Origin of the sequence: uncultured Proteiniphilum sp. (genome assembly GCF_937873925.1) — a bacterium.
In the GTDB taxonomy this organism is placed as follows: Bacteria; Bacteroidota; Bacteroidia; order Bacteroidales; family Dysgonomonadaceae; genus Proteiniphilum.
This window is the reverse complement of sequence record NZ_CALNAT010000142.1, coordinates 14,509-41,060: the sequence shown is the minus strand read 5'-3', so window position 1 is coordinate 41,060 and position 26,552 is coordinate 14,509. Positions and strand designations below refer to the sequence as shown.

Sequence of the window (26,552 nt, the reverse complement as noted above, 5' to 3'; positions counted from 1 at the left end):
TCTTCTGCCAGCAGAGCCTCACCGCTTGTTTTCATTTTAAGTCCATTATTATAATTACCGGGTTATCCGACATGTCTATTTTATTCTTTATAACTCTGAGATTCTCCGATACATTATTGTTTTTTGCGTTAGAGCAAGTAAATCAGCCGGTTCTATAGTTGCTATTAATTTGTTACGTTCAATACTTATCATGCTCGCTCCAAAAGAAATACCATTGAAATCATCAAAATAGAACAGGCCTACATTATTGACCTCGAAATCTTTTTAGTGATGTATGATTCCATTACAAAATCGTCCATTCCGTAGCTGAAAAATATATAGTGATCTGATTCAAGGCATGAACCCAATTTGACATAATCGCCATTTTTTATTTTCTCGTAAATAGCGTTATTCACGGCCTCACTGTTATTATAATTAAATGTCTCTTTATTGGTCGTGAACTTAAATTTATATTTTCCGGTTACCTCTCCATTCACTATTATCTTTAAATTTCTTGGGATTTATCCTTAAATAAGTAAATTCCAAAGAATCATTAGAGGCTTTCCCGCTTTCAATGTTATTTCGATTTCCATTACATGCTAAAGTAAAAGCCATTAGAATGATTACTAAAACAAGAAATATATGGTTTATCTTCATGTAGAAAACTTTTTAAAAATAAGACTGGCAATAGGGTTATGTGATTTTGACCTACCACAAAATGGTCAAACAGCTATAATTAAAACAAATAATGACGTATCAAGCAAATGATTCTGACCTGAAAAAAGAAGTACAAAACTGTATTTGGATATCCTTTAATTAAGTTAACCGGCACCTTCCCACCCCCATAAACAGTGGAAGAAACAGAAATAATGCAAAAAAGGATAATATAAGCCCCCCTATTGTTCCTGCTGCCAAGGGGAACCAGAAAGCCTCTTTATGTTCACCTGCCATGAAGGGAATAAAACCCAGCACAGTGGATACAATAGTCAGGAAAATTGGCCTGATCTTCACATTCCATGCTTTTAAATAAGCTTTTATTGGCGTTATCCGAATATTGGCTCTTCTGATGTTATTGTACTCGTTCAAAACATAAATATTTGCATTGACCGAGATCCCCGCCAAAAGGATAAAAGCGGCAAAACCTCCCTGATCGAAGTTTAAATCGAACAAGTAGAATGTCAGGAATATACCGATAAAGGAAACCGGGATGATAAAGACAATGACCAAGGGTTGCTTCAGGGAGTTAAACAAAATACTTGTAGTAATGAATATGATTCCTATTACCAGGAGTAATAACCAGTATTGGCTGGTTCCCCCTTGATCCCACCAGTACCTGTAAGCTTCACTTTCGGCCTTATAACCTAACGGTGCTGTCTGATTAAAGGATTGAATGGTGCGTTCCATCACGTTCCAGGCCTGTTGGTAACTGCCAATATATTCATATTGCAGACAAAGACGGTATTCCTGGTTTTCCTTTGCAATATCCTGGGGAACCTGTGCTTTTTCTATGGTTGCCACTTCGGTCAGTTTATATCCCCTATCCCCCACTCTTCCCGGATAGTTTTCCATGTTCCAGATATCCAGTTTGCTAATTTGTTCGGAAAAAAGCTGGACAGGTTCTATCCGGCTCTCGTTAATCCAATCTCCTGCATGTATATTTTTTTCAAACATCGGTGTCAGTGAATGGAATAGGTCTGCCGGCAGGATATTTTCCTGGGCCAGCCTTTCCTTATCCAGGTTAAAGACATACTCCATATAGTCACTTTTGTACCAACTGAATTTTGAGTCGATCGTCACCTCTTTTATCCTGCGATGCTGCATCAGGGAGTCCTTCATAGCCAGAGCCAATGTATTGAGGTCGTCATAACTATACCCTAAAAGCTTTATCCGGCTGGAACCGGCCTGCTCCTTGATTTCATTATTAAAACCGTCTCCTAAACCGTAAACGCCCCAACTACCACCTCCCAGCTCAAGCGCTTTACTGACCAGTCTGGATTTCAACGTATGGGGAAACGAACTTCTTTGATGGTTTTTTACGAATAATATGCGTATACTGGCCCTCTGCCCACTTTCAATAGTTGTTTCAAACTGCTTAACTTCGGGATACTGTTTTATATAGTTTTCCATTTTCCGGATCAGTGTGTTCATCTGATCCCTGGTTGAACCATTGGGCAAGGTAGCAGCTACATTCAACGATGTTTCACTGCGTTCTCCGGATGCATACGACCCGGTGCGCACCTTTTGTGCGAACAGGCGCATCGTCCCGCCGAGCGCGACATCCGACACCGGTTTTATTGTCTCTTTATAAAATGGAGAGCCAAATGTTTTATTATACAGGTTTCCCCAGAATCCCAATCCCTTTGTTTCAATTATGGTAAAATAACCCCTTTCCGTTTTTTTATCGATCTTATCAGGCAGAAGGAAGACCGGCAGTCCAAAAGCCAATATGAGTGCCACGATAAACCAGACTCTTTTACGGTACATGAATAAAATGATCCTTTCGTACACCCGGTTGAATATGGCCAATGACCTTTTATCCTTTATTTTCTTAAGGATACGGGACAGCCTGTCGCGTTGATGCATTTTATTTTTTTTGCCTGTATTTTTTTTCTTCTTTCCTATTTTGAGTTTTTCGATCAGAGCAGGCACCAGGAACAGCGCTATAAATAACGATACGACAAGGTTAATGATAATGACCCATGCGAAATCCAGTAAATTGAGCCTTATGCCCTCGTCCATAAAAAATATGATGACCAGCGATCCGATTGTTGTGATTGTGGCTGTCAGGATAGCCAGGAAAGCTTTTTTGTTCCCTCTCTGGATAATCTGGTCCGACATGATGATAGCATTATCGATAATTAATGTCAATGAGATTGTCACTCCCGCCAAAGAAAACATCTGGAGTTCGATTTTCAGCAGATAATAAAGAATTGCCGCTATCGAGATATTTGTAACCAGAGAAAATATGATGAGGAATGAATATTTTAAATTCCGGTAGATAAGTAATATAAAACATAAAAGGATCAATACGGTAAGTCCCGAACGGAAATATATCTTATCCATTTCTGCCTTTATATATTCACCTGCATCATACGACAAATGCAGTTCATAATCCGAAGGCATGGACTTTTCGAGTTCTTTCATCAATCGCTGAACCTGACCGCTCATATTCAACTGGTTGGCCGCATCATCAGCTGTTACAGACAAATAAATCGAATTCAACCCGTTTATCCGGAAATAACTGGAGGCTTCCTCCTCTTCGAAGCTGGTTTCTACCAACTGGTCCAGGTATATAATTGTTCCATCGCTATTTTTCACCTGAATGACAGAGGGATTAAATGGCTGGTTCCTGTTTCCGGCAATAAGGGCTATGCGGATCCATTGCTCATGGCCCTCTTCATCATTTATTTTACCTGTCCCCAGGAATTCTTTATTCAGGTATGCCTGAATGGCTGATCGTATATCGTTAAGGGAGACTTTATAATTTTGTAATTGGATAAAATCATATTTCAGCTTATAAACCATCCGGCTGGCACCGCTTACATCTACCCGATCGACACCCTTCAGCCCTGAGAGTTTTGTTTTTATATTATTATCCACATACTCTTGTATCAAAATCGGGGAAACAGGTGCATTTATCGTGTAACGGATGAACGGCTGGTTTACTTCTTCCGTTGTTCCTGACATATAAAGGGAAGGATAACTAACCCCTGGCGGCAGGGAAGGCCAGGCCTGGCGGATAACCGTAGACATCTCGAACCGGGCCATATCCGGATCAACATGTTCGGATAACCTCACCGTTATGCTGCCCTGCCCGTTGGATGAATAGGAACTTATGTCCTGAACCCCGTTTATCCGCATGAGCATTGCTTCCAGCCTGGAAGTTACTTCCATCTCTATCACCCTTGCCGATTGTCCCCACATGTTGAACGAAATATTGACTACCGGATATTTCCTTGAGGGATTGAGCTTTACAGACAACTGTGGAACCAGGATTAATCCCAGTATAAGTAAACAAATAAAAACAACGATAATGGAGAAAGAAGGGAATCTTCCTGTTGCCCTCTCTTTTTCCTTATTCTCCCTATATGTCAATTCATCTTTATCCCGCATATAATATCAGTTTTTCACCCCTTCTATCCTGTCAAACTGTTCGCTCAGGACCTCTTGTCCTAAAAAGTCGTAAAGCGTCAACTTCCTTAATTTATAGTAACTTAACCAGTAATTCCTGAGCGACAAGATATAATTTTGATGCGCCCTGTTCTGTCTTTCCTGGGAAAGAATAAGGCTATTCAGGTCGGTTTTACCGATAATAAACCGTTCTTTTGTCACATCATAGGCCATGGATGCCAACTCCAAAGCTTCCTCGGCACTACTTATAAGGTTTTGCTGGACATTGAAATCATTTACCGTCATAATGACATCCTGCTCCAGGTTCATCTCTTTTTGCTGGATAGATATTTTTATCACGTTCAGGTTATTACGGGCCATGTTCGCACGGCCCTTGCGTACTCCCCAATCGACAATAGGTACCGTCAGTCCGATACTTACTACATCCTGTTGAAGGGGATTTTTATATGCTTCCGTCAAATTACCGGCCACCTGGTTGAATCCGACACTCACTGAAAAGCTGGCGTCAAAATTTGAGCTTTTTTTTGTCCTGTCCACTTCCCTTTCAGCTTCCAGCCTCTCCTGGTCGAATCCCATAAAATCGGGATTGTTCAGCCTTGCATATTGAAGGGCCAAATCCGGCGATATCTCTATTTTTTCCGGACGTCCGGGCAGTTCGAGCATCACGTGTGTTTCTTTGTCCATATTGAGAAAGGATACAAAACCGAACATGGCTCTTTTTAGCGATATTTCCGTGTTTTGCAGGGTATTCTGCGCATTTACCACATTGAGTTTCAATGTCAGCAGGTCGGATTGGGATATGGAGGCTATCTTGTACCTCTTTGCACCTATGTGGTAAAGTGTATCGGAAGAAGCCACATTTTCTTTTGCCATGTCGTATTCTGCCTGCGCCATGGCCAACGAGAAAAAGTAAGAGATGGCCGATTCCGATATCTCCTGCATTGCATACAGGAATTGCTGCTTGGCTTTTTCATATTTAAGGGGTTCTATTTTTTTCTCCCACTTAAAACTGTTAAAGCCAAACAGGGACTGGGAATACCCTATACGTACCGGGACCGAACTGAATTGCGAATAGGTATTGTCCCCGAAGTTGCGCATATACCCCAGTTCCGAGTCTATGAAGAATGTACCTCCCGTAAGGTCAAAATTCTGGCTTATGGAAAGGTTCCCGTAGGTGTGCAACGATTGTTGCCGCCTGTATACATCGATGTTATTCTCCGAATCGTACCTTTGTGTAAAATCACGCCGGTATTGAATGGGTGTTGTTCTTAAAGACAATGAGGGCAGACGGCCCGCCCTGAAGGAGCGGTATTCCCAATAATTAGCCATATACAGGTTTTTTGCCCGGAAAGCCTGCAGTGAACTGTCAGAAGCTATTTCGATGCTCCGGTCCAGGTCAAGTGTTACTGTCTGGGAAATAGCCCAAACCGGGGCTAGAATTGTACTCAGACAAAATAATAGTATCCTTTTCGTCTTCATTTATCGCTTATTTAAGATCTTATTTATCCTTTCTTTTTTCTTCCTTCCTGTATATCCACCAATAAACCAAGGGTACGACAAACAAGCTGACGGGAGTCCCCATGAGCATTCCTCCGATGGTAGCTATCGCCAAGGGCTTCTCGAGATTAGACCCCAGGTCATTGGTAAACAAAAGTGGGAGCATACACACAATGGAGGTCATGCTGGTCATCAGGATAGCTTTCAACCGCCTGCGGCCGGCCTCATGGATCGCTTCCATAATCTGCATCCCTTCTTTTCGCAGTTGATTCATCACGTCAATTTTAAGGATGGAGTCATTGATGATGATACCACAGGTGACCACGATACCTATGGCAGACATCAGATTCAGCGTATGCCCCGTAATGATCAGTAAACCCAAAGCGGCGGCGATATCGATCGGTATTTCCAATAATACGATAAGCGGCTGTTTGAAATTCTCAAACTGGGCGGCCAAGATGAAATACATGAGCATGATCGAAACAAGAAGGATCACGATCATTTCGTTGATCATCTTCCTGTTGGAAAAGAATCCCCCCGAAAAATCAATCTCCCAATCCCTATCCTTTATTGTCCCGGTTTTTACCTTGTCCATGATCCGTTCCGCATTGTCTGTCTCAAAGTACGGGAAGGAAATATATTCCCCCGCTTTTCCCGCCACGATCGTCTTCAGGTCTTCGGTAGGGGTAGCTGTCACAAAAGTGGAAAGGGCCACTTTATTTTTTGTGCCGTCGTTATTTGTGGAGATCTCGACCAGCGTATTATCGATAACCTCCGTAACCGTTTTTTCTTCATCCCCTAACAGTATTGGCAGGTATTGCTGCTGGGAACGTAGTGTCGCGAACTGATTTTCTTTAAACGCAGTTCTTAGCGTCTGGTAGACTAGATCGTAATCAACATTGTAAAGTAGCAGCTTTTCCCTGTCTATACGCAAATTCACCTGGTTCTGGAACGAATTCCCCACGGGGACCTCTCCGGTAGAACGTTCCAGTTTTTCTTCAATAGAAAGAATTGTCTCCGCATCCACATTCCGGGTTTTATCCGTAGAATAGTATTCCACGACCAGGTCTGCTTCTCCGGTGGTAAATATCTTCTCAAAAATATTACCTACGGGCGAAAATGTGACCAAGGCCTCCGGATATCGTTGCAGAAAATAGTTTTGGATACTTTCTTTCAGCTGATTTATTTCCTCTGCTGTGGGGGTTTTCAGATAAATCTCCGCTTCGGTGGAAGATAAATCCCGGTCCCGATCCAATAAAAATTGTTGCAGGCCGGCCAGACCGGAATTTTCCTCCGTTTGGGATCCGAACGTTTTGAAGAAATGGATACAACGACCATAATTTTCCTGTATATGAATATTCTCGTTCCATTCAACATGCACTATGACCTCATTTTGGTTGATATCCGGCATTTTTTCTTTCCTGATAACCATGAACAACGCCACACACACCGGGGACAAAACAAGCATGAGCATCAAAGTCAGCATCCTGTGGGAGAATACCCAATCAATCCCCTTATGGTACATTTTCTGGGCAAGGGAATCCTTTTCTTCTTTCTTTATTGCCGTATTTTTATTATGTAGGATAAAAGGAATCTTTGCTGAATATACAATTTTGTAAAGTATGGGAAGAAGCGTCATTCCCGTAAGATACGAAACCAGAAGCCCGACCGTAACGGAAAACGCCTGGTCGAAAAATATGGCACCGGCTATCCCGCTCATAAAGATAAGGGGGAGAAAAACAGAGATATTGGTCAATGCGGCACTCAACATCGGGACACTCACCTCTTTGGTTCCCGTTATACAGGCTCGATCCAACGCCATACCCCGCTTCCGGTATTGTCCGATGTTATCGGTAACGACAATGGAGTTGTCTATCATGTTTCCCGAAGCCAGGATCAACCCGGTTAAGGAGACTACATTCAGGGAAACATTGAACAGGTAGAAAAACAAAAGACTGATAACAAGCGATACAAACAGGCTCAGGCCGATAATAACGGAGGAAAGCCCGTCTTTCAGGAAAATCACAGAGACCAGGAATACGAAGATAAACGCGAGGATGAGGTTTTGTTGCAGATTGGATATCGTATAGTCGAGAAGTTCCGTCTGGTTTTGCGTCATATTGAACTCTATTTCCGGAAAATCTTTCCGGAATTGCCCTACCACCTCATTCATGGCACGCTGCATGCTGCTCATATTTTCTTCCGACTGTTTTATTACCGAAAGGACGATGGCACGCTTACCGTTGTATATCGCCATTCCCTGTTCTTTTTCAGGTGCAAACTCCACTTTGGCCAGATCTCTCAGTTGGTATATACGTTCATTCTTGCGGATATAAATATTCCCGATGTCTTCCAGCGTCCTAAGTATGGAGGAAAAACGGATCACATATTCATAATATCCGTCACGGACAACCATGCTCCCCGGATCCACATTATTATTATTCAATGCCCTCTCGATATCAGACAATGTAATACCGCTGATATCAAGCACTCTCTTATCGGGAGAAATCATGATTTGTTTTTTCATCATCCCCGACATATCTATCATCGCCACTTGGGGCAGTTGTTCGAAGCGCCGCCGGATGACACTTTCTGCAAACTCACCCAGTTCAATGAATTTTGCGACATCGGTTTGTTCGAAGCTACTGTCGGAACGGAGGGTGAGGTCCAGGCTGAATACCGGGATATCGGTAGCGCTGGCTTTGATCACCCGCGGACGGGTCATTTCACGGGGCAGGTAGTTCATCGCGGCATCGATCTTCTCGTTCACTTCGATAAAGGCCAGGTCGGTATTGGTCCCATATTCGAAACTCAGTCGAATGACCGCGTGGCCATCACGGGTTTCGCTGCGGATATCCCGCAGTTTGCCCACTTGCATCAACTGCTGGCGGACGTGGCTGACCACCGTGTTTTCCAACTCACGGGCAGAAGTATTCTGCCCGGATATCTGCACGGTCATTTCGGGTATGGCTATATTGGGCAGCAGGGATACCGGGATGTTCATGTAGACAATAATACCCAGTATAAAAAGTGCCGAGAAAACCATCAATACGGATATGGGGCGATGAATAAGATATTTGATCATGCAATTATTTTATAATTTTAATTCACAACTCAGATTTTCATAATTTACCGTTTAACGATTACCTGTACCTGATCCATCAGGTTCATATTCCCGTCATATATCACACTATCTCCGGCATTTATTTTATCCGGGACAAGTACATAGCTGTCGGAGTTCTCCTGCGCTGTTTCCACATAATTCCACATGGCCTTACTGCCTTTCAATGTAAATACCACTTTTTTATTAGTCCTTAATACCACAGCGGACTTGGGGATTACAAGCTGTTTGTCCAACAAACGCTGTACACGCACTTTTACATTCATGCCTTCATAAAATTTATTGTCCCGGTTGCTTACCACAGCTTTCACTCTTACCATCCCGTTTTTGTCAATGATGGGGTTCATTTCGGATACCCTTCCCTCTACGGAATACGTATTTTGAGAGAAAGGAGATACTATTACCTTATCATTCAGATTAATAAGAGCCAATTCATTTTCAAGGATATGAAAGACCACTTCGGGATTCTGGTTATCGACAATCGTACAGAAGGGATCCCCTCCGGGCTGGTTGTATTCCTTGACGGTAAGGTTCGCTATGACCCCGTTAAACGGGGCGTATAATGTGGTCATATCCAGATTGTATTTAGCCATTATATAATTATTGCGGCTTTGCTCGTGATTACTCCTGATTTTGGCGATTTTCATTATTTCAGGGGGGATCTGTGTGGAATCGACAAGAGAATATCCCTGGCCTATAAGCACATCCTGCAAATCGAGTTTGGCCCGCTCGAATGATTCTTCTGCCTGTTCCATACTGTTCTGCAGTTTGAACTTATCGAGTTCCGCCAATTTTTGGCCCTTGGCCACTCTTTCGCCGTTCTTCACATATATCTTCACAATGTGTTCCTGCGACTGAAAGCGTAAATCCGCTTTATGCAAGGCAGCTATTGTCCCATTGGAGATCAATTCATAGTTGAAATCCCGGTATTCCAACAGTTTAGCTTTCACCTCCACCGGTTTATCTTGTGGTATCTCTGTTATCACTTCCTTTTCGTTCTCTTCATTTTCCTTGTTGGATGAGCATGAATACAATACAGATGTAAGGACGATACCCATAAGAATTTTCTTTGACATAATTATTTCGTTTTATATTTTTCACATAGAGATCTCATTTCTTCCCTCATTTCATCAACCGCCGTAGAATGTACTTTGGCTTCTTTTGACCGGATAAATCCGGCCATTTGACACACTTTTTCCTTGTCTCCCATCTCATCGTAGAGTTTCGCCAGCAGGTAATAAGGGTATAGCCGGCTGGGCACGATCATAGCCGCTTTATTAAAATATTGTTCTGCCAAAGCATAATTACCAACTGCCTGGTGGTTTTTTCCCGTGATATTGTATAGCATCGGGTCGCAACTGATTCTTATGGCTTTCTCTAAAATCCGGTTGCTTTCCTCATAGTACTCTGATCTGGAAAGGCTTTGAGCGTATTCAAATAAAAATTCTACTTCATGATCAAGATAAGGATATATTTTGGCATATTCTTTATTCACATCCTTGTATAGACCTACGCCATATAAAGTTTTCGATTTATTCCACCGCTTATATGCATCATATGACGGATACCTGTTATAGATAGAGAACGTTGTGATAAAAAATAAAGCTACAATAAAGATGATTGTCACTGAAAGTTTTGGTGAATAAGCGTAGTTCTTTGCCAGATTGTCCGGCAGGCATAAAGCGATTAAAAAAACAAATGAGATCAGGAATGGAAGGATACTGAACGGGTATGACATAGCAGCAAAGACCAATATGGAGGAAAAGGCACCAAGGGGCGCGTATCTTTTTTTCCTGACGGCAGTATAAACAATACATATAATTATAGAAATGAATAGGAAGAATGGAATTATTCCGGACTCAACGCATACCTGCACATATTCATTGAATGCGTATTCAGGGTTCCCGGCTACAAGTTGCTCCTGTTCCGAGCCTTGTTGTGTGCCAAAATATTCAGCCTGTTTTTCACCATAAACCCCGGGAAAATTACCTAAACCGACTCCCAAAGGGTGTTCTTTGATAACCTGTATGGACGTTTTCCAGATAAAGGCCCTTCCATCCGCCGAATCCTTTTTTAAATAATAAATACCTGCCAATCCGACCATTGAAAGGGCTACTATTCCCAACAAAATAAATAGTATGTGGTTGCGAAAACGTTTGATGTATATTTTTAGTTTTCGATTTTTCATCAGGTATAATATGCCTGCTATAAGGCAACCTGTAACCGCAGCAATCCATGAAGCCCGGCTCATTGTTGCCGGGAGTACCAGCAAAATACTGCAAAATGACAGGAGAGATATCCCCCCTCTGCAATAGAATGGAATATGGGTATATTGGAATTTATTCTTAAATATGCGGTAATCGTTGAGGATATAGTAAAATGCGAGCGGCATGATCATTGCCAGGTACCCGGCGTAAGGGCCCGGATTGAAAAATGAACCTGTCGTTTTAAAGAGGCTATGTTGTGAAGAAGAGAAACCATACAGTTGTTTTAAGCCCCATATTGCCTCAACAAATCCCGTGGAAACAAAGACAATGATAAGGATAAACGCGTTCCATCTATATTGGACGATGAAGACTTTAAAATAAAAATACAAGAGTAAGACCAGTAACAATATTACCGATTTGTTAGATATACTTTCGTTATGGATGTATGTTATTACTACTCCGGAAACACAGAATATGCCGATGAGTATATCCAATATGGAAAAAACAACTTTTTTGCGGTTCATACAGAAAGAAACCATAATATTTACGGAAATCAGCATCATGGAAAGATAAAACCAGAAATATTTTCCCGCCACTATTCCGTTTGCCAAATCCTTACTGACGATAAAAACAGTGCTCAACACCATTATAAATGGCACCAGTAATAGGGAGTTGATTGAATTATGTACGATCTTTTTCAGCACCTTTCTTCTATTTTACTTTTTTCAAAAATCTGTTCCATCTGATCTTACCGGTACGCATATCCTTGGTGTTCCATACAAAAGAGACCTTTCCTGTGATATGATCTTCCGGCAATAACCCCCAATAGCGGGAGTCCTGGGAATCGAAAACATAATCGCCAGCCATAAAATAATAGTTCCTGTTGAAAGTATATTCACTGATAACACTATCTCCTAATACCACTGTCCCATTTTTTACCGATACCGGTTTCCTGGTTTCATATGTGATCAGGTTCCGGTATATTATTGCATTCAGGGTGTCGATCGGCATTGTGGATCCTTTTTCCGGAATATAAACCGGTCCGAAATTCTTGATACTCCATGTATGATGAGAGTCGTAAGGGAAACAATGGAATATCTCGGGGGCAAATTCATGGTCCGGCCTTTCAGACAGGATACGTTGATTTTCATGGTATCCCAATGTGTCTGAAACATGCTTTACTTTATAGAACCCGTTTTCGATATAAAAGGTGTCACCCGGAACCGCAACGCACCGTTTAGCGTAGAAAAGGTTCATATCCAAATCCATCCGCCCCCGGTCTGAATATGGGAAATTGAAGATAAGCACATCGTTACGTTCAACCTTCCAGCCGGTTAATCTCGTAAAGACCGGTTTTACTCCTTTCCCCAAGGAAAAGAAGTTCCTGATAATGCGGGGGCCCGGCACGAGTTTATTCACCACCACATGGTCGCCCGACATGATGGCCGGTTCCATCGATGGGGTGGGTATCGTGTAGGTGTCGAAGATAAAGACACGCAGGGAGACAGCGAGAACAATGGCACCCAAAATGATAAAGATCCACTGGATAATTGATCTTGTCGTTTTTTTGACTTTCAATTTTCTTAAATTTTTGATGTAATTGATCCGTATTAATTGGTATGAGTAACTATCCTTGACTTTATGATTTTATATTTAGGCAATTTATGAACGTCAATATTGTCATAAAGCCAAATTCTCCTATCTGAACTCCAAGTCCATTTCTCACTATCAATTCGATAAAATTCCTCTATTTCAGCCGTTTGAATCGTTTTCCGGCCATCATTATCGATTCTCATTTTCCTTACATGGCCTTTTTTTGTAAAAGACGGAGGATATGAACGGACGGTATCCCCGCTAAAGATCCAAATTCCATTATTCCACTTCCACCCATCTTCAGAAGTTTGATAACTGCCGGATGATTCCTCTCTGATTTCTATCCGGATCTTAATTTCTTTCCCATTCGACATATAAGTGCTGTCTGTTGTTTCTATCAATTTGTAGGATACAGGCGTAACCATTATCCGGTTCCCATAATAATACCACACTTTCTTTTCTTGCGCCCATCCTACTTCCATATTTAGGTATTCAATCTTTTCGGAAGAAATAATACGTTCATCTGACTTAGACGAATGTATGACGGTTTGCGAATGAACGTTCATGCAACTGATGGCTGATACAAGGAGTATTAAAATTATTGTTTTCATAATAAGAAATAATCTACAAATCAACGCTAAACGAATAATGACAGAGTCAACTTATATCTCTTAATTTTATGATACTGATTATCGGGTTATCTGATTCTTTTACTATTTCACCCAATTCTGTTATCTTTGATATTAACTCTTTTGTGTTCGAATCAATCATCGTTTTTAATTCATATGCTTCGTAATACCCGACTAGAGAATTATTAAAAGATGTAATGATTGTCGGCATGGCTATGTTATCAATGTCATTAACCCATATCGGTCCAATGTTGACAGATTTTGCATTTCCTTTAAGATACATGCATTGGCTAATCATTTTATTATAACCGTTTACAACATATGATAAATAAATATAGTTATCCGTCTCAAAAAATGATGATAAATAACAGCAATCACTTTTTTCAATGCATTGGATATCTTTCTCTCCAATATCTGAATCATAAAAAAAACTAACAGGTATTGTATATTTATAGAAATCAACAACGTAAATTGACTTCATATTATTATTCACATCATATACAAGTCCATTTGACTTTTCCAATAACCTAAGCTCATTGTCATGTGTGTAATATAAACAATTTCTCTCAGAGGTAATAGCTGTTCTTAATAATTCTTCATTATATGTTGTAGGTAAATATTTTTCCACTATTTCATTATCTGCACCTATATTTACCAATCGATATTGTTCCGGAAAAATATCTTTAAATATGTTTTGATTTGGGAATCTTCCCCCGTAAAACATATATCCGTCCTCATAATATATAAAATCAGAACAAACAAATCCCAATTTTCTATCCGAAATTGGTAATCCTTCCGAAGTGAATTCAATTATTGATTGCTTAATTTCACAATAAATTGCTATATTCCCTGTTTTTGGATTAACGGAAAAAGTAGATATTCTTACATATTCATTCGGTCCATTTCCCGTTGTTCCTATTTTTCTTACAAATTTTCCTTTATAATCAAACTGATAGACATTATTAGTTTGACTATCGTAAATATGGATATAATTAGAAGATAATATGATTTTTGTAACATTTCCGATTATATTTTGATTATTAGTTTCTAAAGGAATATATTGAACGGCTTCTATATATGTCGAAGCTTTCTCCATCACTTCTATGTTAATTTCCTCCCGATCAATGAAAATAAAGGTATCTGCCGTTACCTCTCGACGTACATCCCCTTTGTCACATGAAATATGCATGACAATCAATAGGATTATATAGTAATATTTTTCCATAACACTCTATTTCAAGATCTTTTTATTCATTCTACTTATTAAATTCAATGATATATCTGTAGAACTGATTAAAATATCTGTTAACTGAACATATTCATTCGGTTTTTTGACCTTTATCGCCAAAAATACCAATATCCCTCCAATATCTATTACAACCTAAGTCTCATATTAAGTATTGTATTTCTTAAATAAATAATATTTTATCTATTTGAATAATAGAATATTACCGGGTTTGAATCTTCTGGCAATCCCTTTAAGAGATCCCGTTTATCTAAATCAGCATTTAAACCATCTGAATATGCAATTTCCAAAAATCGGGGGATTTGTTCTGTCTTGAGATAACTGTATACTCCCTTACTATCTGCATATGCAAATGATGGTAATAAAAACCAGTCTCCATTATACACAATATCATCTTTAAGAAAATCTGCTCTTCTCGTTGTATTGTTCTCTTTATTATAAATAACAAATTCCATATTTCCACTATTTAGATATTGGAAATAAACTATATTATCTAAATCAAAGTAATGATTAATATTATATGAAATATTTCGTCCAAATAGTATTTCGTGAGACAAAGTCCCCTCATTTGCTATTTTGTATTCAATTAAATCCTGGATATCCTTTTCCGTAATCCAATTTTTGGATTTAATCGCCAAATAAGGCATAATTTCATCATTTCTTATAGAGATGACAGTATCCATAAACATCTGGATATATTTAATACTTCCATCTTCATTTGGATAGAAGAATCCATCAGAACGAGAATAAAAGTCATTCCATCCCTTATTGTATGCTGAAGCATTCAAATAGGAAGATTTTGGGTTTCCTGTACTTGCATTAAATTCCTGTAACAAGAAAGAATCATCAGTTCCAAAGTATGGTATCGTACTAGTATATATTTTACCATTGACATATTGCATAAAATAACTCTTGAAATCATCGCGATCTATATATATCGAGTTAATAAACTTCCCGGAAATGATGTCATATTTATGTACCATATTCGTTGGAAAATCAATTAAATAGATTTCTTTTTTTTCAAAATCTATACTTGAGTCTGTGATATCTATATATTCACCTGGCCCTTGTCCGATTTGCCCAATTCGATGCAGGAAACGACCCTCTTTGTCAAAAACTAAGACAGTCTCAGTTATTTCGCTATCCATTACAACAATAAGAAACTGGATAAATTAATAAAATCTTCTCTTGGTGCGTTATCTATATTAACTACATATAATTCTTCGTTTCTTGCAATAGGGGAAGTATCCCATCTTCTTGAAGAAGCCGTACATGAAACAAGAATTGAAAGAAACAAAAGATTCCAAATATTTTTCATTTGTGCCTGAGTTATAGAGTTAGAAATTAGTTTATGGTGATTATGAAAAACCACCATAAACCAAAAAATATTATGCTAACAATTTACCGTTGGGGCTGTTACATTGGTCGTCGTGGGTGATGGCCAAACTGCACATTCATTGGTAATTGTTCCTTCAAAGCCTTTTTTCCCTTGAGTTAGAAATCCATTAGGATCTTTTTTAAAAGTATAATTCAATCCCGATTGAATTCTATACTTCACAGGATAAGTACTGCACATTTCCTTACTATACACACTTGTGTGATTTTGGATACATTTGTTAGTTCCATCATTTTCTCCTGCTAATGCTACCACATTAGCCAAAGATAAAGAGGAAACTTCTCCATTATTCACATTCAAATTCATGTTAAATGCTGCAATGGCCACTGTCGCCAACACTGCAATTCCGCATAAAATTTTCTTTTTCATTTTGAATCAAATTTTTAAATTGATATTTTTTTAATTTACAATCCCGGGATGGGAAAATCCCGGAGACTTTTATGTGCTACGATCGGTGTGGCGATCGATAAAAATCATCAAAGAATACCACAAGAACCATGATTTAGGTATTCCCTATGATGATTTTCTGGTCGGTGCATAAGTTTTAACAGGTTTTAAACTGTCAGCCCGTTGTCTCAACAAGTGAAAAACCACTCGGATTTCAAATTTTAATACTTACCTTTGCATTACCTCCTTTCTTTTTGTTAAGCAGGGAAGGCAGGGCGGAGTCTTATTGTCGGACTTTGCAAGAGGAGACAATCCTCCGCCCTTTTCCCTTTGGTTTATCCTTTTACCGTACTTTTTACGGATAGTGGAATTGCTCCTCTCTTTGTGTTACAAAATACTGTTACGGTTTTTCTGAAATACCCCGTACCATCAGGCGTCACTTTTACTTTTATTTCTGTCTTTTCCCCCGGTTTTATCGGTTTCCTATCCCATTCGGGAACAGTGCAGCCACAGGAAACTGAGATATCTTTTATCAAAAGGGGAATATCTCCTTCCTGCCCCATACTCTCCTTTTCCATAACAGTTTGCTTGTACAAATCCCATATTGCAGGATTGAGAGTGGGGTTTCCAATCAAAAGCACTTTATTATCTTTATTCAGGAGGAAGCACTGGTAACTCATATTGCCGGGTAATTTATTTGCTCTGTACAGCTTGTCTTGACTGTCTATATAGACGGCTTGCCTAAAATTATCCCGTCTCAGCATAAACTTCAACTCTTTTTCATCTTTAGGCTGAAAAAAGAAGTGAAAGCTGACCTTTCCGGGCATGATTGTTTCCGCTTCCTCTATTATAGCATTCCATTTATAAAGTTTCAATTTGCAATCTGTGCATCCGGTAGAATCAGTATAGAGGAGGATTTTATACGGAGTATCGAGATCAGGGCAAACCGTATCGCGGCCTAGGTACGTACAGTGTATATCGGCAGGAAAAATAATCTCTTTTCCCGTCCATTCTGTAACTATCTTTTCGGCTTCCGCTTTTTTGGTATCCTTCCTACAGGAAATACAAACTGTTATCAGCAAGAATAGGATACAAGCTCTATAAATCGTATTACTCCTTATTTTCATTGTTTTTCGTATTGAGTTTCTCTTTTAAAAGTTTCATATAATAGGCGCCAACCACGGAACGCGCTCTGAATCCCCGGTGGGTTGCAGTATCTGTATTTATGAGATCTGCCATAGGAACACGGTCTGTTGTCTCATTCATAAACCGATGCAAAGGTCTTATAAATTCCTGAAAACCTTCTTTATCTTCTGCCATGGCAGCTATCCAGGATATCCAATCCGACTTGGCAAATTGATCACGGCTATCCAAAGGTAATCCGTATTTATTCTGTTTTGTTTTATAGTAATCAATTTCTTTTTTATGTATCGAATCCGGGAAAATACCGAGATTCAATACATTGTTCCAGAGTAAATTATATTTCTGACTCCAGGTAGAATCCGGTTGATGGAATGCTATCCGATAATGGTCGCCCGCATTCGACAGTTTTTCCCACTCACTTGCCATCTCCCTGGCTTTGTTGAAATAGTTTTCAGATATTTCATTCTTATCGAGGATCTTGGCCATATAAGCATAAGAAGCCACTCCCATAATTGCTTTTATGGATAAATTGGCATTATGGGGTATCACAGATGTAAAAACATCTGTAGATGGCTGATCTTTTGTATCTATTCCATTTTGAATTAAATAATCATTCCATTTGGAGAGTATTTCCCAATGTTTGTCAGCATATGCACCATTCCCGTCAATGGCTGTAACAGCAGCGGTTAGAATCAGCATGTTCCCGGCTTCTTCAACAGGTAAATCGAAGAAATCCTGTTGACACACTCTTGGATAAAGACCCAAGTCGTGAGCCGGATACGCTTTTGGCCATTTACCGGTTTCACTATATTCAAATAAGGGGTTCATGAGCGCCTTTACTAATTCCGGATTAAAATATAAAAATAAGGGTGCCGATGCCATGAAGACATCTACTGTTCCGAGCTCCCTGTTGAAATAAAGCAACTCTTTGTCGGCCCTTTGAACAAGCTTATTCGCCGCAATCGTTTGCCGGTAGGCAAGAGCGCATAATTCTGCATATTCTTTTCCTCCAGCATTTCTCGCTTTAGTCATTATTTCATAATCCAAAATCCGGCAGCGGGTGGTAATATCATCATACTTACTATTGGCATCTGCAAATATTTGTTCTATTGTTTTATTATCATTCCGATTCCAATAAGGCCGAAGGTTATCACCAAAATATGAAATGGCAGAAATGTCATCATATCCGATTATTACATGTCCTGATGTTTTTGAAGTTTTTCCTAAATTCTGACATATTGCGATAGTTGAATTATCTGAGATATTCCCATCATTTATGAGCCTGCCGTTTAAAGTGAACTCTTCCTGCAAATCTACGGCATAGCCTGCAGATATTGTAGAATTCTGTTTTTCTCCTCCTATACAGAAATATCCCCAACCTGCAGCATCCCGGTTTAGTAATTTTTGCTCTATATTACCTGTCTTAACAAGCAACATATTTTTCGTCTCGCTATATGCGGGTTTGTTCATCCGTTTATCTTCGTTAGAGGCCCAATAGGGGGAGGCTTCGAGATAGAGTTGAATATCGTGGGGTTCTCCATCCAATGATACGGTCTGGCATGAAATATAGTTGAAAGGGCTGGACACCAGCTCCAGATCAGTTACAAGGAACGGAGAGATAAAGTTAAGTTCTAATGCAACATCCCCGCATTCGAAAGTGTAAAGAGTTTGGGTGGCCTGGACATCTACTGATTTTTGAAATGCGGCCCTTTCTAAATATAGTTGCTCTTTTTTTATATAAATACCGAAATCGACAAGCCCGGCACCCTCCATGTTTTTACAATGTGCGGCTATCATTATTTTTCCATCCGAAAAAGTCTTCCTTATTTGATCCGGGATACCAACTTCTACATTCTGATGCCATTCATGGCCTGTCTTTACTAATTGGATGCCATTTATGTATAACTCGAACGTCTCATCATGAGAGTATATCAATATCAGAGAATCCTGTTCCGGAATGCTATCAGCTAAAGTTATCTCCCTGCGTATCCAAATATCAGGTGTTGGCCAGATTGTTTGGACATTAAACTCTCCTCTGGTTCCAAATGCAGCTTTCCCTGTCTGCCATTTGGAATCATCAAAATCCTGTCCCACCCAATCGCTTTCAGGCCGGATAAAAGTGTATTTTCCCTCCCACTCACCATCCTTTGATATGGGTATAAGCGGTTTCATAGCAACGGCAGAAGTCCCCATAAATCGATATATTTCGCCATCGACCCGCAATGCTCCAACCAGCGGCAACTTCCGTCCTGACCAATGTCTTACATGATCATTATAAAGGGTATCAGCCATTGACCATGCGTTCATATTGGGATCTATCATTATCAAAGGATAGGCAGGCGGGCGTATCTCATTTCTAATATACACTGCGTCTGAAACCTCTTCTTTACAACCCAAGAAGAAAAGTATAACAGGTGTATAGATTAAAATGAAAATCAATTTAGCCATGTCGGATATCACGATTATTAAAAAGTAGAATATTTGAATTCAATGTCACAGCTTGTCTGTTTATGCTATTATTTCCATTTTTGCTCACCGCCTTCATATACAAAGGCTCGTTCCTGTACTCCCCTTGTATGGTTCCTGAGATAAAGGAGAGCCCCTTGTGGGACATTTTTGAATAAGAGAGAATCTGCGTTTTCATCCTTTATTGTTCCTAAGGATTTCCATTCACTATCGCAATAAAAAAGTTCGAAGGTATCGCCCGGTCTGATATAATTATCCCTGTTACGGGGAGTATATACTATTCGACCGACTTTTACAGGTTTTTCCAGTTCTAATCCGGCCCAGCCTCCTGATCCATTTTTATAGTCAAACGATGTCCAGGTTTTTCCGTCAAATACATTTGTATATTCATGGGTGCCATAGCCTTGCCAGTCTCCCGGGGTACCAATAACTTTTCCCTTAACCGCAGCCGTATCTTTTACATTTTCATAAAATGCCAATTCAGATAAGTTGCAATGAGTACCGTCTGCCCCATAATATCTCAAGTATTTATATGGTTTTACAGAATTTACAGGAACACTGGTATTCAGCCTCTTGGGGACTTCGTTCACTACATATAATGTATCTTTCTTTCTGAAATCGGGATAGTCACTTGCTTCTATGACTCCCCCCAGCATCCTGTCACGGTAAATATTTTCTTCGTCCAACTTAAATTTTGCATACAACACCACATCCTGCAAACTACCTGTTCTTGGAAAAAACGTTATTTCATTCGATAAATAATGCATAGAAAAAGGGTCGGTCTGAAATACCAGACGATTATTTTCCCATGTTGCAACACGCATTACACTGCCTTTTTGTACATTTTTAAAGGATAAATTATTTATATCGAAGCTAGCCCATGCTACCGGAATCCAGTCCATTTGCCGGCTCAGGCATAAATAAGCGATCTTCCCTTTTGTGCTTGCCCTGTATATTTGCGATGAAGGTATTTTTAGTTCCTGGATATAATATCCGGAACTATATATTGTAACATCCTTAAACAAAGGCCTTTCAAAAAATGAGGGGGCAGAGCTGTCAAGGGACATTATCGCGTTTCTGGTGTGATGATCAACGCTGAACGTATATCGATATACCTTTGCTTTGGGGTCAAATCTTAGACCATCCTGGCGAGCAATTCTGAAAGATCCGGGAAAATCCTGTACATGTAATTCACCCGACTTATCCGTATAGGATATCCAGAAATGATCGGCATTGTTATCTCCTCTTGCAATCATAAAATCTATATGAGAGGGAATCCCCAGAGCCCGGCAGGCATAGATGGCAAAATCAGTCAGATCCCTGCAACTGCCACTTTGATAGAGTGCTGTCTGTGCTCCAACGTGTGGATAACCGGCCGGAGCCGTCATTGTAAAGTAGACACTATCGGGATTAGCAATCGATCCCATTAATAATTTTGCTGCTACCACAGGATCATCCCTGCCTGAATAGGTCGAATCCGATAAGGGTACTAAATAATGATTGTATTTTTCATAAAAAGCTTGTTTCCATGCTGTCGGTTTTTCATCTCCAATACGGTAGGGTAAAATGTATTCGCAAAAATCCTCAAACGATATGTTTTTCCCCCAGGGTTGCTCTTCCCAGACTTTAAAAGACCATTCTATATTATTGCATATATAAGCTGAATCCAACTCTTTTAAATCATATTTTGGAGTCAGGTTCTTAAGTGAAAAAGGACCATAAAGCATAGAAATAGAATCCAATATAGCTACCGGATCTGCCGATTTATTCTTATGATTATGAAGGGCTTTATAGTAATTCTGATATTGTTCAAGTTGTTCTCCGTCGTAATAATAGTGATGTCCCATATTCTCTATCAGGAAGCAGGCCGCCCTATATTTTAAGCTGTCACCGGGATCCTGGCTATAAAAGGATAGTACCTTTTCCAGTTCATACCTGTTTTCTGCCGCAAGAACAAGGGCCTGACTCAGTAATGATGGAGGCTCTTTTTTCTGGCAGGCGTGCAAAAAAACAAGGACGACAATAAAGCATATTTTTTGCATCAGAGAATGTATGTATGGTAGCGACATACTGGTCATATAACAAATCCAACAAAAGGAATATGGCTATCGCTTCTGGCAATAGCCATTTAGCGTTTCATTGCAGGTTAAAGCAACCTATTGAAGGTTGTTATAACTCAATTTCTCCTTCAAAGATCATACTTCCAATCCTTATGAGAAGCGTATGCCCTCCCTCTGGTAATTGCGAAATATCCATTGTGGCATACCCGCTCTCATTGACCTCCATAGTTATATACAGGCTGCTACCCGGTATATGCATGGTTACATATCCGGTATAGTTATTCACAAACAGTTCAATTATAGATCCATCGTGATACGCTTCTACTTCTATAACTGTATCGGAATAAGTCATTTTTTCCTTCTCTTTCAATTCAATTTTTTCTTTTTCTTTCGGATCCCCTGCTGTTTGGGGTGTTGCAAGAAGGTTGGTTAAACAGAATTGAAGCATAAGAGCAACTAAAAAGATTGTTTTTTGTTTCATGATGTTTTTATTTAACAATGCGTAAAAAAATATTTATTCACTCTCCTACAAAGTAAATATATAAAAACAAGATTGTCAATAGAGTCATATCATTTTGACCTATCATAAAGTATATAAACGTCTATATATAAAACAGATGAATATAATATTAAACAGGTGATTCTAACCTGAAAAAGAAAAATAAAAGAACCTCACTTTACAATATTATCAGTAATTCCACAGAAATTACCGATAATAGTACGTCCTTCAGCTATAAAAAATCAATGTAAAAAAAGACCCTTACTAATAAAAGCTGTTCTGATCAGATGAAAAACTTAAAATAAGCAATCCTGACCGAAAAGTAAAAGAGGATAACGAGTGGATTTTTTTCAAAATAACGTTAACAGGCGTTGGAAACCATTGTCGGAAGTGGCATATTGGGCAATTTTCTTTTTCAGGTACGACTTTTTGGATTTCAGGTTGTTCACATTGGTATTGAGCAACGCGGCAATCTGTTCGTTATGGGCATGGTTGGCAAGCATAAAGAGCAACAGCCGGTCGCTCTCGGTCAAAATACCTTGGTCGTCACGGATATCGAACATCCGCTGCATATCCTCGGCCGTGAAGAGTTCCTTTACGAGCCTGTTAAACCGCTGCCGGCCCATTTCCAGCATCTTGTCGTAGGCATCCCCCTGTAACGGATATTTAGATCGCATTTTATCAGCTATTCTCAGGATTTGCTGTTGCTGTTCGGCATGGAATTTCAGGAATGAGTCGTAGCGCGACAACAACTGCCGTTGGTTCTCAGATTGTTCACGGAACAGGTTGGATTCCGCCTCAGCACGATTCTTTTCTTCTGTGAGTTTTGCCTGCCGCAACCGTCCAAGGGCGCGTTGCTTATTAAAATAGCGTATCAGGATAACCGTAAAAAGTAACCCAAAAACGGATAACACCACAATAAACCGAAGCCGGTTTCCGGTTTTCAACGCCCGATTCTCGGCTTCGGCAAGGTCGTACCGTTTTTCAAGTTCATGGATCTGCGTATCCAGCCGCTCTTCGACCGAAATACTATATGACTCCAGTGCTTGCCGGCGGAAATTGTCGGCAAGGCGGTAATCGTTCATCCCAACAGCAATATCAGCCGCATTATCATACAGTAAATAATTTAATCGGTAGGTAGAATCTTCGATATGGGCAATGGCCTGACGGACATAATACAGGGCACTGTCTAATAGGGTAAGTTGATAGTACCGGTCGGAAAGGGAATAATAAATCCGGAAATAATCCGGTTTTTTTTTCAATTGATCTGCCAAAACCAACTGCTCTTTCTCTTTTTCCAAAGCTTCGTGATATTCTCCGTGCATATCAAGATAAACAGCCTCCGCATCCAGCAGATAATACTTATCTTCCGCAGTTCGGGCATACGTTGTCAACGTATCTATGTAGAGCCGGGCATCGTCGTATTCTTTCTCTGACATCCGCAGTTGGAATAATCTCTGGTAAATATCAAACAGATGCGTTACCTTGTTCTCATGTTTTGCGCACGTCAGGGCTTGTTGGAAATAGTACAACGCAGGATCATCGTTATTGCTCTTCCGGTGTATATGCCCTATATAATAATTGGCAAAATAGAGCAAAGTGGGGTTGGGATCTTTTTGTGTATGCAGGATAGCGAGCGCTTTTTTCAACGGTTCATACGCGGTACTGTCTGTAACGCCCATACGCACACGGACAATCCCCTGATAGATAAGTGAACGAATATGATTGCGTGACTCCTGATTATGCCGCTGATAATAGTTCTCCACACTGTTGATCAGCGAATCGGAAGTAAACAGCGTGTAGGTTTTATCATCGGTAATGGTCTTCAACAGTCCGTACCAGGCACGACTATCCGGCGACAGATCCCGGGGATCCATCGTGTTCAGGCTGTCCCTGATCGCCTCGGGCAGACTGTCACAGAGTATGTCCCATTGTTGCAGGCGGAGGCTGGAGGATTCGTTCCGCTCCCGGTTACACGAGAACAAAACCAACACAGCGAAAAGGATCACGGCAGACAGACCGGTAAAACTACTACGCATACATATGACGATTTGAGGGCAAGACAAAGTTACATTTTTTCTATAAAAAAACAAATTGAAATCATTTCAGAATAGAAATACGAAGTTGTCCTTATTTAACTCCCGGTGAAGGATTAAATCAGATGCAATTATACTTGCCTTGCCGGAACAACTTATTTCCGGGCTAACTGACGACTATACAGTGTCGCTCAACGCCTACGACGATCAGGAAAAGATTATTCAATATATAATTGATTGTCAAACCATTATTTATAAAAACAGAACTTAATTGCAAATACAGAGGAACCAGAAAAAGCGGGAGAATTTCAATTCTCCCGCTTGATGCATATCTGAAGACCGGTTTTCCTTAGTCGTTGAAGACCGGTTTATAGTAACCCAAATCTTCGATGCGAGATTTGGTGATAAAGTTATAGTTCTTCATTACCTCTATCTGTCCATAGTGGATATAGACCTCCGCGCTGCGACGGAACAGCTCCGGTTCCTTGTTGGCATCCTGAAGGAGAAGGTGTCCCATGATCACGTGGCCGGCGCTTTCCACAAGCCGACGGGCATGAAAATCGAGGTAATCCTCGTCTTTGGGGGAAGTGACCACTTCTACCAGCTTCTCATACGTCTCTGCCATATTCGAGAGAACGCGCTTCAACGGCTCCAGTTCAGGCACTACCGGCATATCGCCATACTCTTTGATCTGCTGCAGGTAGGTTCCGGTCGTGACATGGCGGATAGCGGCCACCACCTGTAACTGGGTAGTACCTTCATAGATATTGGTGATACGTGCATCGCGATAGAGCCGCTCGCACTTGTAATCTTTCATATACCCGGAACCACCATGTATCTGAATGGAATCATAAGCATTCTGGTTGGCGTACTCGCTACTCATCCCCTTGCCCAGTGGCGTAAAGGCATCGGCCAGACGGGAAAAGTGCTTCATTTCATTCCGCTCCTCAGGGGTCAGTTTGCGCTCCCTGCTGATATCTTCCAGCGTTTTGTACATATCCACAAAACGGCAGGTCTCATACAGCAAGGCACGTGACGCATCAGTTTTAGCCCGCATATTCGCCAGCATTTCATACACCGGCGGGAACTCAATGATGGCTTTACCGAACTGGCGACGCTCAATCGCGTAGTTGTAGGCTTCGCGGGTAGCTGCTTCCGAAATACCGACCGACTGGGCCATGATCCCCAGTCGGGCTCCGTTCATCAGCGACATCACATATTTGATCAGTCCCATCCGGCGCGATCCCACCAGTTCAGCCCTGGCATTTTTGAAAACCAGTTCGCAGGTGGGCGCACCTTTGATCCCCATCTTATTTTCAATACGGCGTACGTCCACACCGCCGTTTTTCTTGTCGTAGACAAACATCGACAGGCCGCGGGCATCTTTCGTCCCTTCTTCGGAACGTGCGAGCACCAGGTGGATATCCGCATCACCGTTGGTGATGAAACGCTTCACCCCGTTGAGATACCATTGATCTTCCTTCTCGTTGTAAGAGGCTTTCAGCATCACGGCCTGCAGATCCGAGCCGGCATCGGGCTCCGTGAGGTCCATCGACATGGTTTCCCCCTTCACGATGCGTGGCAGATATTTCTCTCTCTGTCCCTGATCGGCAAATTCATAGATGGTCTCACCGCAATCCTGCAACATCCAGATGTTCTGGAAACTGGCATCGGCACGGCTGACGATATCGGCACTCATCATATAGGGCACCATCGGGAAATTAAGCCCTCCGTATTTGCGTGAAAGCCCCATACCCATGAGTTCCGCCTTGTTGAGCGCGTCGAGGTTTTCCTGCGTAGGCGTTGCGTAGGCAACGCGCCCGTCGTTTACGGTAGGCCCGCTCTGGTCTACCTTCTCGGCATTCGGCTCAATGATATCGCCGCAGATCTCGCCCACCACTTCCAGCACTTTATTGTAACTGTCCATTGCATCCTCAAAATCCATCGGAGCGTAGTCGTATGTCTCACGGTCTGCGTAGTTTCTCTCTTTCAATTCCACAATCCGCTTCATCAGCGGGTGCTGAAGGTAATGACGGAATTGCGGTGTATCTGTATAAAAGTTTGCCATTTCGTTTTAGGTATATTGTTAGTTGTTTGTATTCTTTCCACAAGAAGTAAGAAATTAGAACTAAGAAGTTAGAATATCTTTGGAAATTTCAGAA

General features: G+C 40.7%; 16 protein-coding genes. All 16 read right to left on the bottom strand.

All coding sequences use genetic code 11. The features are described 5' to 3' along the window. Nucleotides 1-795 precede the first annotated feature (795 nt). The 16 genes from Q0502_RS09350 to Q0502_RS09275 all read right to left on the bottom strand — a co-directional run bounded on the left by Q0502_RS09350 (nucleotide 796) and on the right by Q0502_RS09275 (nucleotide 26,458). On the bottom strand, nucleotides 796-4,092 hold the full coding sequence (locus tag Q0502_RS09350) for an efflux RND transporter permease subunit (protein ID WP_298649910.1): 3,297 nt from the start codon (nucleotides 4,090-4,092) through the stop codon (nucleotides 796-798). 6 nt (nucleotides 4,093-4,098) lie between these two features. Next, on the bottom strand, nucleotides 4,099-5,589 hold the full coding sequence (locus Q0502_RS09345; RefSeq protein WP_298649909.1) for a TolC family protein: 1,491 nt from the start codon (nucleotides 5,587-5,589) through the stop codon (nucleotides 4,099-4,101). Between the two features lie 19 nt (nucleotides 5,590-5,608). Beyond that, nucleotides 5,609-8,692, bottom strand: coding sequence for an efflux RND transporter permease subunit (locus Q0502_RS09340; RefSeq protein WP_298649908.1), 3,084 nt, complete (start codon nucleotides 8,690-8,692; stop codon nucleotides 5,609-5,611). Nucleotides 8,693-8,736: 44 nt separating this feature from the next. Beyond that, nucleotides 8,737-9,804 (bottom strand): efflux RND transporter periplasmic adaptor subunit, encoded by a 1,068-nt coding sequence (locus Q0502_RS09335; RefSeq protein ID WP_298649907.1) that lies wholly within the window; start codon nucleotides 9,802-9,804, stop codon nucleotides 8,737-8,739. Nucleotides 9,805-9,806: 2 nt separating this feature from the next. Further along, on the bottom strand, nucleotides 9,807-11,639 hold the full coding sequence (locus tag Q0502_RS09330) for an O-antigen ligase family protein (protein WP_298649906.1): 1,833 nt from the start codon (nucleotides 11,637-11,639) through the stop codon (nucleotides 9,807-9,809). 7 nt (nucleotides 11,640-11,646) lie between these two features. After that, the gene (gene lepB, locus Q0502_RS09325; protein ID WP_298649905.1) at nucleotides 11,647-12,513 is read right to left on the bottom strand and encodes a signal peptidase I; all 867 of its coding nucleotides are present in this window, start codon (nucleotides 12,511-12,513) and stop codon (nucleotides 11,647-11,649) included. 32 nt (nucleotides 12,514-12,545) lie between these two features. Then, the gene (locus Q0502_RS09320; RefSeq protein ID WP_298649904.1) at nucleotides 12,546-13,139 is read right to left on the bottom strand and encodes a hypothetical protein; all 594 of its coding nucleotides are present in this window, start codon (nucleotides 13,137-13,139) and stop codon (nucleotides 12,546-12,548) included. 46 nt (nucleotides 13,140-13,185) lie between these two features. Then, on the bottom strand, nucleotides 13,186-14,382 hold the full coding sequence (locus tag Q0502_RS09315) for a 6-bladed beta-propeller (RefSeq protein WP_298649903.1): 1,197 nt from the start codon (nucleotides 14,380-14,382) through the stop codon (nucleotides 13,186-13,188). Nucleotides 14,383-14,582: 200 nt separating this feature from the next. Then, nucleotides 14,583-15,551, bottom strand: a complete 969-nt coding sequence (locus tag Q0502_RS09310) for a 6-bladed beta-propeller (RefSeq protein ID WP_298649902.1) — start codon at nucleotides 15,549-15,551, stop codon at nucleotides 14,583-14,585. A 245-nt stretch (nucleotides 15,552-15,796) separates the two neighbouring features. Beyond that, a complete protein-coding gene (locus tag Q0502_RS09305; protein WP_298649901.1) occupies nucleotides 15,797-16,168 on the bottom strand; it encodes a hypothetical protein in 372 nt (123 codons plus the stop codon). A gap of 353 nt (nucleotides 16,169-16,521) precedes the next feature. After that, nucleotides 16,522-17,313, bottom strand: coding sequence for a DUF1573 domain-containing protein (locus Q0502_RS09300; RefSeq protein ID WP_298649899.1), 792 nt, complete (start codon nucleotides 17,311-17,313; stop codon nucleotides 16,522-16,524). Beyond that, nucleotides 17,297-19,777 (bottom strand): glutaminase family protein, encoded by a 2,481-nt coding sequence (locus Q0502_RS09295; protein WP_298649898.1) that lies wholly within the window; start codon nucleotides 19,775-19,777, stop codon nucleotides 17,297-17,299. The genes Q0502_RS09300 and Q0502_RS09295 overlap by 17 nt, the downstream gene beginning before the upstream one ends. A gap of 68 nt (nucleotides 19,778-19,845) precedes the next feature. Continuing rightward, on the bottom strand, nucleotides 19,846-21,837 hold the full coding sequence (locus Q0502_RS09290; protein ID WP_298649897.1) for a transglutaminase domain-containing protein: 1,992 nt from the start codon (nucleotides 21,835-21,837) through the stop codon (nucleotides 19,846-19,848). Nucleotides 21,838-21,964: 127 nt separating this feature from the next. Next, the gene (locus Q0502_RS09285) at nucleotides 21,965-22,336 is read right to left on the bottom strand and encodes a hypothetical protein (protein ID WP_298649895.1); all 372 of its coding nucleotides are present in this window, start codon (nucleotides 22,334-22,336) and stop codon (nucleotides 21,965-21,967) included. A 368-nt stretch (nucleotides 22,337-22,704) separates the two neighbouring features. Beyond that, complete coding sequence (locus Q0502_RS09280) at nucleotides 22,705-24,393, bottom strand: hypothetical protein (protein WP_298649894.1); 1,689 nt, start codon at nucleotides 24,391-24,393, stop codon at nucleotides 22,705-22,707. 346 nt (nucleotides 24,394-24,739) lie between these two features. Continuing rightward, nucleotides 24,740-26,458 carry an acyl-CoA dehydrogenase family protein gene (locus Q0502_RS09275; RefSeq protein ID WP_298649892.1) on the bottom strand — a complete coding sequence of 573 codons (1,719 nt, stop codon included), beginning with the start codon at nucleotides 26,456-26,458 and terminating at the stop codon, nucleotides 24,740-24,742. Nucleotides 26,459-26,552 lie beyond the last annotated feature (94 nt).